Source organism: Limnobacter sp. (genome assembly GCF_964228395.1).
Taxonomy (GTDB): domain Bacteria; phylum Pseudomonadota; class Gammaproteobacteria; order Burkholderiales; family Burkholderiaceae_B; genus Limnobacter.
Genome location: NZ_CAXQZX010000036.1, coordinates 1 through 14157, shown reverse-complemented (window position 1 = coordinate 14157; position 14157 = coordinate 1). Strand labels below are relative to the sequence as shown.

Annotated in this window: 16 protein-coding genes; 11 read left to right on the top strand and 5 right to left on the bottom strand. The window is 54.6% G+C overall.

What is annotated here, in order from left to right; translation table 11 throughout:
• From ACEQU8_RS02650 to nagZ, 10 genes are all read left to right on the top strand, one after another.
• Positions 1–443 (top strand): MucB/RseB C-terminal domain-containing protein (locus ACEQU8_RS02650; RefSeq protein ID WP_370261273.1); only part of this gene is annotated, 443 nt, incomplete at its 5' end.
• A gap of 14 nt (positions 444–457) precedes the next feature.
• Entirely contained in the window at positions 458–1924 is a 1467-nt protein-coding gene (locus ACEQU8_RS02645) for a DegQ family serine endoprotease (RefSeq protein ID WP_370261272.1), read from the top strand.
• Positions 1925–2047: 123 nt separating this feature from the next.
• Entirely contained in the window at positions 2048–3841 is a 1794-nt protein-coding gene (lepA, locus tag ACEQU8_RS02640; protein ID WP_370261270.1) for a translation elongation factor 4, read from the top strand.
• A gap of 2 nt (positions 3842–3843) precedes the next feature.
• Positions 3844–4710 carry a signal peptidase I gene (gene lepB, locus ACEQU8_RS02635; RefSeq protein WP_370261269.1) on the top strand — a complete coding sequence of 289 codons (867 nt, stop codon included), beginning with the start codon at positions 3844–3846 and terminating at the stop codon, positions 4708–4710.
• 11 nt (positions 4711–4721) lie between these two features.
• On the top strand, positions 4722–5444 hold the full coding sequence (gene rnc, locus ACEQU8_RS02630) for a ribonuclease III (protein ID WP_370261268.1): 723 nt from the start codon (positions 4722–4724) through the stop codon (positions 5442–5444).
• A complete protein-coding gene (era, locus tag ACEQU8_RS02625; RefSeq protein WP_370261266.1) occupies positions 5441–6337 on the top strand; it encodes a GTPase Era in 897 nt (298 codons plus the stop codon). Before rnc ends, era begins: the two co-directional genes overlap by 4 nt.
• Positions 6330–7064, top strand: coding sequence for a DNA repair protein RecO (gene recO, locus ACEQU8_RS02620; RefSeq protein WP_370261265.1), 735 nt, complete (start codon positions 6330–6332; stop codon positions 7062–7064). Before era ends, recO begins: the two co-directional genes overlap by 8 nt.
• A complete protein-coding gene (locus tag ACEQU8_RS02615) occupies positions 7061–7801 on the top strand; it encodes a pyridoxine 5'-phosphate synthase (RefSeq protein ID WP_370261264.1) in 741 nt (246 codons plus the stop codon). Before recO ends, ACEQU8_RS02615 begins: the two co-directional genes overlap by 4 nt.
• 36 nt (positions 7802–7837) lie before the next feature.
• Positions 7838–8233: a holo-ACP synthase gene (acpS, locus tag ACEQU8_RS02610; protein WP_370261263.1), complete on the top strand. Its 396-nt coding sequence runs from the start codon at positions 7838–7840 to the stop codon at positions 8231–8233.
• Positions 8234–8255: 22 nt separating this feature from the next.
• Positions 8256–9284 (top strand): beta-N-acetylhexosaminidase, encoded by a 1029-nt coding sequence (gene nagZ / locus ACEQU8_RS02605; RefSeq protein WP_370261261.1) that lies wholly within the window; start codon positions 8256–8258, stop codon positions 9282–9284.
• Between the two features lie 86 nt (positions 9285–9370).
• On the opposite strand, the gene ACEQU8_RS02600 is transcribed toward nagZ, so the two are convergent.
• Genes ACEQU8_RS02600 through ACEQU8_RS02580 form a run of 5 tightly spaced genes read right to left on the bottom strand, consistent with a single transcriptional unit; the run spans position 9371 to position 13101 of the window.
• Positions 9371–10153, bottom strand: coding sequence for a peptidylprolyl isomerase (locus ACEQU8_RS02600; RefSeq protein ID WP_370261260.1), 783 nt, complete (start codon positions 10151–10153; stop codon positions 9371–9373).
• Between the two features lie 31 nt (positions 10154–10184).
• Positions 10185–10448: a BolA family protein gene (locus ACEQU8_RS02595; RefSeq protein WP_370261259.1), complete on the bottom strand. Its 264-nt coding sequence runs from the start codon at positions 10446–10448 to the stop codon at positions 10185–10187.
• The gene (locus tag ACEQU8_RS02590) at positions 10445–11095 is read right to left on the bottom strand and encodes a septation protein A (protein WP_370261257.1); all 651 of its coding nucleotides are present in this window, start codon (positions 11093–11095) and stop codon (positions 10445–10447) included. Before ACEQU8_RS02590 ends, ACEQU8_RS02595 begins: the two co-directional genes overlap by 4 nt.
• A 47-nt stretch (positions 11096–11142) precedes the next feature.
• Positions 11143–11556, bottom strand: a complete 414-nt coding sequence (gene msrB / locus ACEQU8_RS02585) for a peptide-methionine (R)-S-oxide reductase MsrB (RefSeq protein ID WP_370261256.1) — start codon at positions 11554–11556, stop codon at positions 11143–11145.
• 18 nt (positions 11557–11574) lie between these two features.
• Positions 11575–13101 carry a YdiU family protein gene (locus tag ACEQU8_RS02580; RefSeq protein WP_370261255.1) on the bottom strand — a complete coding sequence of 509 codons (1527 nt, stop codon included), beginning with the start codon at positions 13099–13101 and terminating at the stop codon, positions 11575–11577.
• 99 nt (positions 13102–13200) lie between these two features.
• On the opposite strand from ACEQU8_RS02580, the gene ACEQU8_RS02575 reads away from it, so the two are divergent.
• Positions 13201–14157: AMP-binding protein (locus tag ACEQU8_RS02575; RefSeq protein ID WP_370261253.1), on the top strand; the 957-nt coding region annotated here is incomplete at its 3' end.

Here is a 14157-nt window from a genome sequence, read left to right as displayed (position 1 = left end):
ATTCACCGGGTGGCGAGGTGATGGAGCAGGTGGGTTTCAACGAAATCACCTTCAATGCTCAGCCTGTACCCAATCCGGAATTGGTGCAGGCCGGCCCCGGTTGGCGCATGTCCAGCACTGAGGTACGTACGCTGAGCCCCGAAGAAATGCCCTATGAACTTCCCGACATCGCTTTTGGATTCAAGCAAACCAGCGCATTGTGTCGAGTCAAGGGCGCAGATCAACAAATTCATCAAACGGTGTTCTCTGACGGCTTGTCCACGGTGTCCGTGTTCGTTCAAAAAGCCAAAGACGGTCAAACCATGCCTCAAGTGCCCATGAGTCATGGTGCAGTTATGTCAAGATCACAGATGCAGGGGCAGCATTTGGTCACGGTGCTGGGTGAAGTGCCCAGCAAAACCCTGGACCTGTTTTTGCAGTCCGTTCGGTGGAAATCTCAATAACAAGGAAATCTTAGATGAGATCGAGTGTTTTCAATTCCCGACCATGGATGTTCTTTTATGCCCTGCTGGGTAGCGTCCTGTTCACACTGGCCATGCCATCGCCAGCTTATTCGGCTGCGCGTGACTTGCCAGACTTTTCCGACCTGGTTGACCGGGTGGGTCCAGCGGTGGTTAACATCCGCACCACCCAAAAGGTGCCGCAAGGTGGTCCACAGGGCTTCCCTGGTTTTCCCGGCATGGATCCCAACGACCCGTTTTTTGAGTTTTTCCGTCGTTTTATGCCGCCCGGTGCCGTGCCAGGCCAACCCCAACCAAGCCCACGGGCCCCTCAGCCCGAACGTGAAGTGCCCGCAGGTGTGGGCTCTGGCTTTGTGATTGACGCCGAAGGTTTTTTGCTGACCAATCACCATGTGGTGGACGGTGCTGAATCGATTATTGTGACTTTTCCCGACAAGCGTGAATTCAAGGCAAAGGTGATCGGTTCCGATCAACGCACTGACGTGGCTCTTGTCAAAATTGAAGGCAAGGGCTTTCCAACCCTGAAGATTGGGGATGTTAGCAAGACCAAAGTTGGTCAGTGGGTGGTGGCCATCGGTTCGCCTTTTGGGCTTGAGAATTCTGTGACTGCAGGCATCATCAGCGCCAAGGGTCGCGATACGGGTGAATACCTGCCATTCATCCAAACCGACGTGGCGGTAAACCCTGGCAATTCGGGTGGACCGTTGCTCAATCTGGAAGGCGAGGTGATCGGCATTAATTCCCAGATTTACAGCCGCACCGGCGGGTTCATGGGTATTTCATTTGCCATTCCAATTGATGAAGCCATGCGTGTGGCCAAGCAACTGCGCGAAACCGGTAAGGTTAGTAGGGGGCGGATTGGTGTCGGGATCGGCGAGGTTGACAAAGAGGTTGCAAAGGCTTTGGGCCTGGAGTCAGCAACAGGCGCTTTGGTGGGCTCGGTGGGTAAAGACAGCCCAGCTGACAAAGCTGGCGTAATCGCAGGCGATATCATTTTGCGCTTCGATGGCAAGAAAGTGGAAAAGGCCTCAGACCTGCCGCGCATTGTGGGTGAAACCAAGCCGGGCTCGCGGGTGAACATGGTGATCTGGCGCAAGGGCACAGAGAAAACCGTGCAAATCACCGTGGGTGAATTTGAGACTGAAACGGCGAAGGCGCAGGCCAAGCCAGCCGATAAACCCAAACCCGCCGAGGTGGACAAGTTGGGCCTGACCGTGACTGACCCCACGGCCGAAGAGCGCAAGGCGTTGGGCATTACCGGTGGTGTGGTGGTGCGCAGTGCCACCGGCTTGGCAGCGGGTGCTGGCATGGCCCCGGGTGACGTGGTGTTGCGCGTTGGTCGCACCGATGTGTCTTCGGCTGCCCAGTTTGCCGAGTTGATCAAGGCTGTTCCCAAAGGTCAGGCTGTGCCCATGCTGGTGCGCCGCGGCGAAAATTCTTTCTTCGTGGTCATCACGCCCTGATAACACTTGGGCGGGCACACTCGGTCAGGCCATAATTTTGCTGTAAAGCATGGCCTGATCGGGTAAAATGCGATGTTAACGAATTCATTCGGGGGCAGAGATGCCCCCTTTTTAATGATGCAAATGCAGCACATCCGAAATTTTTCAATCATTGCACACATCGACCACGGCAAATCCACACTGGCAGATCGGCTCATTCAACGCTGCGGTGGCCTGAGCGATCGTGAGATGGATGAGCAAGTGCTCGATTCCATGGACATTGAGCGGGAGCGCGGCATCACCATCAAGGCCCAAACCGCTGCTTTGCATTACAAGGCCAAAGACGGCAACACTTATTTGCTGAATCTCATTGATACGCCTGGGCACGTGGACTTTTCTTACGAAGTCAGCCGTTCCCTGTCAGCCTGTGAAGGGGCGCTGCTCGTGGTGGACGCATCGCAGGGCGTTGAGGCGCAAACCGTGGCCAACTGCTACACCGCCATCGAATTGGGTGTAGAGGTGTTGCCCGTGTTGAACAAAATGGATTTGCCGCAGGCCGATCCCGACACAGCCAAGTCTGAGATTGAAGACGTCATTGGCATTGACGCCAGCGAAGCCGTGCCCATTTCTGCAAAAACAGGCATGGGCATCGACGAGGTGCTGGAGTTGGTGGTCAACAAGGTCCCTCCAGCGCGAGGTAGCCGGGAAGCCCCATTGCAGGCGCTGATCATCGACAGCTGGTTTGATAACTATGTGGGCGTGGTGATGTTGGTGCGTGTCATCAACGGGGTGCTCAATCGCAAAGACAAAATCAAGCTGATGGCCACAGGGGCCACCTACATCGCTGACGATGTGGGTGTGTTCACGCCCAAGTCCATCGCTCGAGATTCCTTGTCAGCCGGCGAAGTGGGGTACATCAACGCCGGCATCAAAGAATTGGAAAGCGCCAAGGTGGGCGACACGGTAACCTTGGCCGCTGCTCCCGCTGCCAAGCCTCTACCGGGTTTCAAAGAAGTACAGTCTCAGGTGTTTGCTGGCTTGTTCCCTGTGGAAGCCAACCAATACGAGGCCCTGCGTGAGGCGCTAGACAAGCTCAAGCTCAACGACGCGGCGCTCAACTATGAACCTGAGGTGTCGCAGGCTTTGGGGTTTGGGTTTAGGTGTGGCTTTTTGGGCATGTTGCACATGGACATTGTGCAAGAGCGCTTGGAGCGCGAGTTTGACATGGACCTCATCACCACTGCGCCCACTGTGGTCTATGAGGTCAAGCAGCGAGATGGCACCATCGTGCGGGTGGACAACCCGTCTAAAATGCCCGACCTCAGTAAGCTCGACGAAATTCGTGAGCCCATTGTGACAGTTAATCTGTTGATGCCACAGGAGTACGTGGGTTCGGTGATGACCTTGTGTACCAGTCGCCGGGGCGTTCAGACCAACATGGTCTACCACGGTCGTCAGGTTCGGCTCACCTTCGAAATGCCGATGGCAGAAATTGTGCTCGATTTCTTCGACAAGCTGAAGTCCACCTCGCGCGGCTATGCTTCCATGGACTACGCGTTCAAGGAATACCGCGCAGCCGACATTGTGAAAGTAGACATGCTGATCAATGGCGATAAAGTGGACGCCTTGTCCATCATGGTTCACAGAACCAACGCGCAGTACCGTGGCCGTGCAGTGGCTCAAAAAATGCGAGAAATCATTTCCCGCCAAATGTTTGACGTGGCCATTCAGGCGGCCATCGGTGCAAACATCATTGCCCGCGAAACCGTGAAAGCCCTGCGTAAAAATGTGTTGGCCAAGTGCTATGGCGGCGACATTTCCCGAAAGAAAAAGCTGCTCGAAAAACAAAAAGCCGGCAAGAAGCGAATGAAGCAGGTGGGTAACGTTGAGATCCCACAAGAAGCGTTTTTAGCCATTCTTCAGGTGGAAGACAAATAACAATGAATTTTTCGCTGATTCTTTTTTTGCTGGTGCTTTTTACCGGCTTTTTCTATGTGCTTGACCTCTTGGTGTTCAAACCCAAGCGCAGGCTGGCTGCCGAACATGCGCTCAGCGTGGGTGGCGCTGCGGGGGGCATGAACGGTGAGGCAGAACACCGCATTCGCCAGCAGTACATGAAGCAGCCGCTCTGGCTGGAATACAGTGCGAGTTTTTTTCCGGTGATTTTGTTTGTGTTCGTGCTGCGGTCGTTTGTGGTTGAGCCGTTTAAAATCCCTTCGGGCTCCATGATCCCAACCTTGCTCATTGGCGATCTGATCTTGGTCAATAAATTTGCCTATGGTATTCGCCTGCCCATCATCGACAAAAAAATCATTCCCCTGGGCGACCCTCAGCGCGGCGATGTCATGGTGTTTCGCTACCCTCTGGATCCCTCGCTCGATTACATCAAGCGTGTGGTGGGTGTGGGCGGCGATGTGGTTGAATACCGCGATAAAAAGCTGTGGATCAACGGCGTGGCTCAGCCTGTGGAACCACTCGAAAAATATTACGATCCGAACAGCTTTTCCTATCACCTGCAGTACCGCGAAACCTTGGGCAAGCAACCGCACTTGGTGCTGAATGACGAGGAGGCGCCTGCATACGTCATTGGCGTGCAAGACTTCAAGCACCGCGACAACTGCAAATACGATGTGAATGGTTTTAAGTGCACCGTTCCGCAAGGCCATTACTTCATGATGGGCGACAATCGCGACAACTCCAGCGATAGCCGCATTTGGGGCTTTGTGTCAGACGAGCAAGTGGTCGGCAAGGCTTTTCTGGTTTGGATGAATTTCAATGACATGTCTCGCATTGGGACCTTTCATTAATATTGGCCAACATGGAGAAACCCGACTTAACGGCCTTACAAATAGCCCTGGGGCATCGGTTTTCAGACCAGGCCTTGTTGCGCCAGGCGCTTACGCACAGAAGCCATTCCAGCGCGCACAATGAGCGGCTGGAGTTTCTCGGTGACAGCGTGTTGAATTGCGCAGCATCCATTTTGCTGTTTGATGAACATCCCGACATGGACGAAGGCAAGTTGTCCAGGGTGCGCTCGCATCTGGTCAAGCAAGACTGCCTGGCCAATATTGGACGAAGCCTGCAGCTTGATCATCACTTGTACCTGGGGGCTGGCGAGTTAAAAAGCGCTAAATCCATCAAGGACAGCATCGTTGCCGATGCCTTGGAGGCGTTGTTTGGCGCCATTTTGCTGGATGCCGGTTTTGAGCACGCCAAAAATTGTGTTATCCAACTGCTCAAGCCCGTGCTGGCGGCCACCCCCATTGAATCGCTTGGCAAAGACGCCAAAACCCGCTTGCAAGAACACTTGCAGGCCCGTCGCCTTCAGTTGCCTGTTTACACCGTGATGGTAGAGGGCGGAACGGCCAACAGCCCGGAATTTAAAGTGCAATGCACTGTGGCGGACCTTCAGGTTGACAAACTGGGTGCGGGGCATTCGCGGCGCATTGCAGAACAACAAGCGGCTCAGGCCGTGCTTATCGAATTGCTGGAACGGGAGTATGCTGACCCCAACCAGGCCAACAAAAAAGGGTTGTCATGAGCCAGTCCAAATGCGGCGTCGTTGCAGTGGTGGGCCGCCCCAATGTGGGCAAATCCACCCTGATGAATGGTTTAATCGGGGAGCACCTCTCGATTACTTCCTCTAAGCCACAAACCACTCGGCACCGTGTGCTTGGTGTGATGACTCAGCCTGTCAAAGACGTGCCCACCCAGTTCATTTTTGTTGACACGCCGGGCTTTCAAACCAAGCATTCCAACGCCCTCAACAAAACCATGAACCGCGCGGTACTCACTGCCTTGGCCGATGTGAACGTGATTTTGTGGGTGGTTGAGCAGGGCAAGGTGGGGCACGCTGACTTGAAGGTGCTGGAGCTCTGCCCCAAGGAAGTGCCTGTGGTGGCCGTGGTCAACAAGCTCGACCAATTGAACGACAAAAACCTGGTGCTGCCTTTTTTGCAAAAGCTGGGCGAAATGCGCAACTTCGCAGCCATTGTGCCTTTAAGCGCACAGGCTGGCAAAAACCTGGACGCCCTCAAAGAGGTGGTGTCGGGCCTGTTGCCCGAACAGCCCTTTTTCTATGAAGAAGACACACTGACTGATCGACCCGAAAAGTTTTTAGCGGCAGAACGCATTCGTGAAAAATTATTCCGTTTGGTGGGCGATGAGCTGCCATACACCTGCACCGTAGTCATTGACCGTTTTGTGATTGAAGAGGGTCGGCGCGTTATTCATGCATCGATTTTGGTCGATCGGCAATCCCACAAGGCCATGATCATCGGCAAAGGCGGAGAAAAACTCAAGCGCATTGCCTCCGAGGCCAGGCAGGACATGGAGCGCTTGTTTGATGGTCGGGTGCACTTGGAGACATGGGTGAAGGTGCGCAGCGGTTGGGCCGACAACGCCAGCCTGTTGCAAAGCCTGGGGTATGAGTAACACAAAAAGTTTTCAGGACCAGGCCTTTGTGTTGCACAGTGTGCCCTACAAAGAGACCAGCCTGATTGTTGAACTGTTTTGCCGCGAGCACGGGCGTTTGCCGGTGATTGCCAAAGGGGCCAAGCGACCTCATTCGGGCTTGCGGGCCGTGCTAGTGAGTTTTCAGCCCCTGCAGGTTCGATTTTTGGGGCGCTCCGAAGTCAAAACCCTCACCCATGCCGAGTGGCTTGGAGGGTTTCTGGCGCCGCAGGGCAGGGCCTTGTTTGCCTCGTATTACCTCAATGAACTGCTGATGCGTGGCCTGGGACGGGAAGATCGACATGTCGGTTTATTTGATCTGTATGCAGGCACTTTGCAGGCCATGGTTGATGGCGAGGACATGAATATTTGCATTCGGCGCTTTGAGGTGGGGTTGCTCGATGCCTTGGGCTACGGTCTGGATTGGCGAGTGGATCGACATGGCCAGCGCATTGATGCCCAGGCCGTGTACCACTGGGTCGATCAAGAAGGATGGGCTCACCCGGACGGGGGGGGCGTAAACCCAGTGCATGGGAACCCCGTTGAGCCGCTGGTGCCAGGCCAAACGGTGCTTGATATACAAGCAGGGCAGTGGAGCAACGCGGCGGCCAGTGCCTTAAAGCCTGTTACGCGGCGCCTTCTGATGGCCCATGTGGCCCCGAATGGTTTGTTGTCTAGAGCTTGGATGGAGCAGTTGATAAGGTCATGATAGAACTGGGTGTAAACATTGATCACGTGGCAACCATACGTCAGGCACGGCGTGGGCATGAACCCGACCCTTTGCAGGCGGCCTTGCTGGCCGAAGAGTATGGCGCAGATGCCATCACGGTGCACGTGCGGGAAGACCGCCGGCACATGCAAGATGACGATGTTCGACGCATTCGCCCAGCCATTTCTACCCGTTTGAATTTCGAATGCGCGGTGGTTGAGGACATGATCCGGCTTGTCGAAGAAATCAAACCCCACGATGTGTGCTTTGTGCCCGAGCGGCGTGAGGAGGTCACCACCGAGGGTGGGCTGGATGTGGTTGGTGGCTTTCATTTGGTGGCACCGGCGGTGGCGCGTCTGCAAGACCAGGGAATGCGGGTGTCTTTGTTCATTGACCCAGACATCGTGCAGATGGAAGCCGCTTTGAAGTGTGGCGCGCAGGCGGTTGAGTTGCACACTGGCCGCTACGCACATGCCACCGGCTCGCAGCTGGACATTGAACTTGCACGCATTCGAAAAGCCGCAGATTTTGGCGTGGCCCATGGTCTGCGTGTCAACGCTGGCCATGGCTTGAACTATGACAATGTGGCGGCTGTGGCCGCCATTGAGAGCATTTCTGAGCTGAACATTGGCCATAGTATCGTGGCCAATGCGGTGTTTTTGGGATGGGAGACGGCCATTAAGCGGATGAAATCCTTAATGGTGCAGGCCAAACTTGACACCATTCGACCACGCTGAGCACAACAGCCACTTTGCACACTTGGGGGCAGCAGCATGATTATTGGTTTGGGTTGCGACATTGTGGAAGTGCAACGCATTGAGGGCTTGCTGCGCAAGGGCCACGAAGGTTTTGTGAGGCGCGTGCTCACCCCTTCTGAAATTGAAGAGTACGAACGCCGCACTGACAAGGCTGCCCAGCGTGGCATGTTGTACCTGGCCACCCGATTTGCTGCCAAAGAGGCTTTTTCCAAAGCAATGGGCACCGGAATTGGGGAGAGCTTCTCTTTCCAGGATGTGGCAATGTTAAATAGTGTTTCAGGTCGGCCAGTCATGGAATATTCCGAGCGGATTGCTCAATGGCTGGACAGCCGTGGCGCGGCTGCGGAAGTGTCTATTTCTGATGAAAGTACTCACGCCATGGCCACAGTCATCATTTTCAAAAAACTATAAATCACAGGGAATACATCGCACCATGCTGGGTCCATTGATCGTTGGTTTAACCGGTTTAACGCTTACTGCACAGGACATTGAACACATCCAAAGCCCCACCGTTGGCGGCTTGATCTTGTTCTCACGCAACTTTAAGAACAAGGCACAACTTATTGAATTGGTTAAAGCGATTCGACAAAACGGCGGTCAAAACAAACCTGTTTTTGTAGACCACGAAGGTGGTAGAGTGCAGCGTTTTAGGGAGGGTTTCACAGCCATCCCCTCGATGCGCACCATCGGTCGCAGGGCTGAAGAAGATTTTGACGATGGTATTCAGCTGGCTCGAGAGGCGGGGTACGTGCTGGCTGCAGAACTTCGCGCCTGCGATATCGACATGAGTTTTGCACCCGTGATGGACCTGGACTGGGGCAATAGTGAAATCATCGGCGACCGATCTTTTGGCCGAGACCCTCGCATGGTGGCTCGATTGGCCGGAGCGCTGATGAATGGCATGGCCCTCGCTGGCATGCAGGCTTGTGGCAAACACTTTCCCGGCCATGGTTGGGTTAAGCTGGACAGCCATTTGGCCCTGCCACAAGATTCTCGACCCCTGAACGAAATTTTGCGCTTCGACGCCTTGCCCTATCAATTCAACAGCACGTTGAACATGGCCAGCATCATGCCAGCCCATGTGGTGTATGCCGAAGTCGACAGCCGACCCGCCTGTTTCTCACCGGTGTGGATCCAGGAAGTACTGCGCGTGAAGCTTGGGTTTGATGGTGCTGTCATCAGTGATGACCTGGACATGGTGGGCGCACACGGAGCCGGCGACATCCGCGCCAGAGCCAGCGCTGCCTTGGGTGCGGGTTGCGATGCGGTGTTGAGCTGCAACAACATGGAAGACATTCACACCTTGGTGACCCAACCAGTGCCTGAAATGTTTGAGCAAGTGGAGGTGCGGCATCGTCGATTGAGCCGTCTGCGCCCAGAGCAAGCGGGACTAGACTGGACTGGCTTGAACCAAAGTTACACTTACCAAGCCTGCATTGAGCGCTTAAGCCAGGTTGTTTAAGCGTTAAACGGTATATAGCAGCAAAAAAGCCACCCGATAAGGTGGCTTTTTTGTTGGATGGTGGTGAAAGTTTTGGGGGCTTTTGCTTATTTCACCTTGGCGCTGGAAAGCAGCTTTTCTTGGTAGGCCTCCCATTTGTCGTTCACCATGCGTTGCTCGAGTTGAGGGCGAATTTCTTCGAGTTTGGGTGGGGACGACTCACGAACATCGGCCAGGTAAATTACGTGGTAACCAAACTGTGAGCGCACCGGCGCTTTGCTGTATTCACCTTTTTTTAGAGCCACCATGGCCTGGGAAAACTCGGGCACAAAGCTATTGGGGTTGGCCCAGTCGAGGTCGCCTCCTGTGGGGGCAGAGCCTGGGTCTTTGGATTCTGCCTTGGCCAGTTCTTCAAACTTGGCACCCTTGCCCAACTTGGCAATAATGGCTTTGGCCTGATCTTCGGTTTCGACCAAAATGTGGCTGGCGCGGTATTCGCTGCCGCCCATCATTTGTGCAATTTTGGCGTAGGTTTCCTGCACTTCTTTGTCAGAAATTTTGGTGGTTTTGTAGAAGTCTTCACGCAGGGCGTTGGCCAAAATGGCCTGGTTCATCATTTGCACCTGATATTTGACTTCAGGCTTGCTGGCCAAGCCTTTTTTAATGGCTTCCTGCTTCAACACCTCTTGATTAATCAATTCTTGGCGAATGGTGGCGCGCATTTCGGGCGAGGCTTCCTGGCCGCGCTTGGCCTGTTCGGCCACAATATAGTCAATCAATTCGCTGGGGATGGACTGACCATTGACCAGGGCAGCGTTTTGCGCCAATGCGCCGCTGGAAAAGGTGATGGCCAATGCAACTGCGCTTGCTGTGAGTGTGCTTTTCAACATGCTTTAAAAACCTTGTGTCTCTGGAAATGGATTAATTTGGGGTGTCGGCCGCGTCGATAGCCAAGGCGTGGATTTCTTTTTTCATCCAATCTGATACCGCATCATACACGAGGCGATGCCGAGCCAAAGTGCGCAGGCCCTCGAATTGAGCGCTACGAATTTTGACCCGAAAATGGCGCCCACCTTCACGTGCACCCGCATGCCCGGCATGAAGATGCGATTCATCAACAACCTCCACCTCGGCCTGCAGGCGCTCGGCCAGGCGTGCTTGAAGTTGGTCGGCGGTGATACTCATGGGCGGGACTCCCGCTGGGTTTGTCCATCGCCTTGCTCGTTATTTTGCATGTGCTTGGACATGTAAAAACCTTGGGCAAATACAAAGACCAACGTGGCTCCCAGTGAGCCAAACAGCTTGAAATCCACCCAGATTTCGGTCGAAAACCCGTACGCAACCACGATGTTGAGCACTGCCATCAGCACAAAAAAGCCCACCCAGGCCCACAACAGGGTGACCCACGCGTGCGACGGCAGGCTAACCTGGCCTTTCATCATCAGTTCAATGGGGTTCTTTTTAAAGGCGTAAGCCAGCAAAAAGCCTGTGGCCATGGCGAGGTAAAGCACCGTGGGCTTCCATTTGATGAAGGTTTCGTTTTGCAGAACCAAGGTGGCTCCGCCAAACACAGCAATCAAAAGCAACCCAATCCACTGCATGTTTTCTACGGGTTTGCCCGCCAGCTTTTGGTAAGCAATTTGGACCACGGTGGCCAAAATGGCGACCACCGTGGCCAGCAAGATGGGCAGTTGCGCGCTTTGAATTTCTGCAGACGAAATGCTGGAGAGCAAAGGACGCAACAATTGATCGGCCTGCTCTGGGTTTGACCCGGCCCATTTGAAGCTGACAAAAAACAGAATAATGGGCAAAAAGTCTAAGAAAAGTTTCATGGTCTCATTAAAAATGATAGGGGCAGCAAATCACCGTGTGCGTGGTGTCAGGCCGATTGTTCGTTGGCAAACGGCTCAAAAGCCAGGCTTACCGAATTAATGCAATAACGCAAGCCCGTGGGGGCGGGGCCATCTTCGAACACGTGCCCCAAGTGAGCGTCGCAAATTTTACAGGTCACTTCGGTGCGAATCATGCCATGGCTGCGATCCACATGCTCTTCAATGTGGTCCGCGTTTAAGGGGGCAAAGTAGCTGGGCCAACCGCAGCCAGAATCAAACTTCGTGTCTGATGCAAACAGGGGGGTTCCGCAGCAAATGCAACGGTAAATGCCCGGCTCATGATGATCCCAGTAGTGCCCGGTAAAAGCGCGCTCTGTGCCTTTCTTGCGGGTAACTTCATAGGACATGGGGGTGAGTTCTTCCCGCCATTGAGCATCGGTTTTTACAACTTTGTGGGTCATCGTCAAACTCCCTTGGGATCAGGATGAACAGCTCAGCACCAGGTCTTTGGCCCAGGATGGAGGCGCAGCGGTGTAATGCGGGGGTAGGTGTTGGTCATTGTACGGGTCAGACAAAGCGGCACACAAACGGTTCAATTCGGCGTATTCGCCTTGTTGGGCTTGCTCAATGGCGGCTTGCAAGAGGTGGTTGCGCGCCACCATGGCGGGGTTGGTGGCTGCAATGGCCAGTTGCCAGTCGATTGGGCTTGCGCTTTGCCCGGTTTGAAGGGCGCACCAGCCACTGAGCCACTCCCGGGCGTCATCTACTTGCGCTTCGTCCCCCAAAGCGAGGCAAAAATGGGGGCTGCCCTGCCACAGCGCCAAATTTTGCGTGGCGTCTTTGTGGGGGTCCAAGGCGCTCAAGGACCTGAAAAAGCGAGTGAAGTCCAAACCATGGGTATGCATGAACTTCAAAGTTTGTTCAATGTGCACGCGGGTTTGTTCGCCATGCGCCGCCGGCAGCCCCATCTTTTTGGCAAAAAGGGCGGTGTGCTTTGCCTCAAAATGATCAGCATAGGCATCAAGCAGGGCCTGCACGGTGTCTTTGTAAGGGCGCAACAAGGTTAGCAGCGCCTGGGCCAGTGCATACAGGTTCCAATGCCCCAGCCGGGGCTGGTTGCGGTAGCTGTAGCGGCCACCTTCGTCAGAATGGTTGCAAATGTGGTCGATGTGGAAGCTGTCCATGAAGCCGTATGGGCCGTAGTCAATGGTCAGACCCAACAGGGACATATTGTCTGTGTTCATCACGCCATGGCAAAAACCGACGCTTTGCCACTGGGCCATTAGTTCGGCAGTGCGTTTAACTACCCATTCAAACCATTGCAGCAAGCCCTGTGCCCGGCTTTCTTCAGTGTCTCCCAACTCAATCTCGGGGTGATGCTGTTCAATGTGCCAAGTCAGCAAGTGGTTTAGGGCCTCGTCTTGCCCTGTGTGCGCAAAATATTCCACATGCCCAAAGCGCAAAAAGCTTTCGGATACACGGCACACCACGGCGGCTGTCTCGGTGGTTTCTCGAAACACCGGGTCGCTGCAAGCGGTGAGCGACAGAGCACGCGTGGTGGGAATGCCCAAGGCGTGCATCGCCTCGCTTGCAACGTATTCGCGAATGGAAGATCGCAACACGGCCCGGCCATCGGCATGGCGGGAGTAGGGCGTGGGGCCTGCACCCTTCAGTTGCAGTTGCCGATACTGTGCGCCTTTGCGGACCTCTGCAATCAGCAAAGCTCGCCCATCACCCAGTTGCGGAACAAACACGCCAAACTGATGGCCACAATACACGCTGGCCACGGCATTAAAGCCTGGCCAAGGGGCGTTACCAGCGAGCACTTCCACGCCCATTGGGGAACTCAGCTCGTCGGCCTGCAGTCCGATCTCTTCAGCCAGCGACCTGTTCAGTTGCAGCAGGGTGCAGGGGGTTTTAAAGGGCGTGGTTGGCACTTCCTTCAGGAAGGGAGTGCCCAAGGCTGAATATTCACGAACAAAAATAGAATCACGGTTATGAAACAAGACGCGTCCTGAAGTATAGTTTCTTAAAAATCCCCCACCATTGTAGTCGGGGAGAACACCAAAACATACCCATGAATCACTTTGGAGGAGTACTGACAAATGCAAGGTTTGATGATGCACATGCCCTTGTTGATTTCATCCATCATTGAGCACGCGGCTCGCCACCATCCCAAGGTGGAAATAGTGTCGCGGCGCACCGAGGGCGACATCCACCGCACCAATTACGGGGAAGTCGCTGCCCGGGCCAAGCAATTGGCCAACAAGCTGACCGAGGTGGGCGTTCAGCAAGGGGAAAACATTGCCACGCTGGCCTGGAATGGCTATCGGCATGTGGAAATTTATTATGCGGTTTCGGGCATGGGAGCGGTGATTCACACCCTCAACCCAAGGCTGTTTCCTGAGCAGTTGATCTACATCATCAACCATGCCAAAGACAGCACCGTGTTTTTTGACACCACCTTCGCCCCATTGATTAAGGCCATTGCACCCGCTTGCCCCACGGTAAAACGGTGGATCCAGATGTGCGACGAGTCGGCCATGCCGGCCGAGCCAGCCGTACAGGGTGTGATCAATTACGAGGCATTCATTCAGGGGGCTTCCACCGAATTCAACTGGCCAGAGTTGGACGAGAACCTGGCCAGCGGGCTGTGTTACACATCGGGCACCACCGGCAACCCCAAGGGCGCCTTGTATTCGCATCGTTCCACGGTGCTGCATGCCATGGCCGCCAGCACGCCAGATGCCTTGGGCTTGTCCAGCCGCGACACCATTTTGCCTGTGGTTCCCATGTTCCACGTCAATGCCTGGGGCATTCCCTACATTGCAGCCATGGTGGGTGCCAAAATGGTGATGCCCGGCGGCGCGCTGGATGGCGCGTCCATTTATGAATTGCTTGAAAAAGAGAAAGTGAATTTCTCGGCGGGTGTGCCCACCGTGTGGCTGGGTTTGCTCACCTATGTGCAACAAAACAATCTCAAATTCAGCAGTTTTAACCGCACCGTGATTGGTGGTTCGGCAGCACCAGCCTCCATGATTCGTACATTGAACAGCCTGGGG

Excerpts from the sequence above, each read along its gene's own strand:
- ACEQU8_RS02645 (WP_370261272.1), top strand. The coding sequence starts at position 458 with ATGAGATCGAGTGTTTTCAATTCCCGACCATGGATGTTCTTTTATGCC.
- lepA (WP_370261270.1), top strand. The coding sequence starts at position 2,048 with ATGCAGCACATCCGAAATTTTTCAATCATTGCACACATCGACCACGGC.
- lepB (WP_370261269.1), top strand. The coding sequence starts at position 3,844 with ATGAATTTTTCGCTGATTCTTTTTTTGCTGGTGCTTTTTACCGGCTTT.
- rnc (WP_370261268.1), top strand. The coding sequence starts at position 4,722 with ATGGAGAAACCCGACTTAACGGCCTTACAAATAGCCCTGGGGCATCGG.
- era (WP_370261266.1), top strand. The coding sequence starts at position 5,441 with ATGAGCCAGTCCAAATGCGGCGTCGTTGCAGTGGTGGGCCGCCCCAAT.
- recO (WP_370261265.1), top strand. The coding sequence starts at position 6,330 with ATGAGTAACACAAAAAGTTTTCAGGACCAGGCCTTTGTGTTGCACAGT.
- ACEQU8_RS02615 (WP_370261264.1), top strand. The coding sequence starts at position 7,061 with ATGATAGAACTGGGTGTAAACATTGATCACGTGGCAACCATACGTCAG.
- acpS (WP_370261263.1), top strand. The coding sequence starts at position 7,838 with ATGATTATTGGTTTGGGTTGCGACATTGTGGAAGTGCAACGCATTGAG.
- nagZ (WP_370261261.1), top strand. The coding sequence starts at position 8,256 with ATGCTGGGTCCATTGATCGTTGGTTTAACCGGTTTAACGCTTACTGCA.
- ACEQU8_RS02600 (WP_370261260.1), bottom strand. The coding sequence starts at position 10,153 with ATGTTGAAAAGCACACTCACAGCAAGCGCAGTTGCATTGGCCATCACC.
- ACEQU8_RS02595 (WP_370261259.1), bottom strand. The coding sequence starts at position 10,448 with ATGAGTATCACCGCCGACCAACTTCAAGCACGCCTGGCCGAGCGCCTG.
- ACEQU8_RS02590 (WP_370261257.1), bottom strand. The coding sequence starts at position 11,095 with ATGAAACTTTTCTTAGACTTTTTGCCCATTATTCTGTTTTTTGTCAGC.
- msrB (WP_370261256.1), bottom strand. The coding sequence starts at position 11,556 with ATGACCCACAAAGTTGTAAAAACCGATGCTCAATGGCGGGAAGAACTC.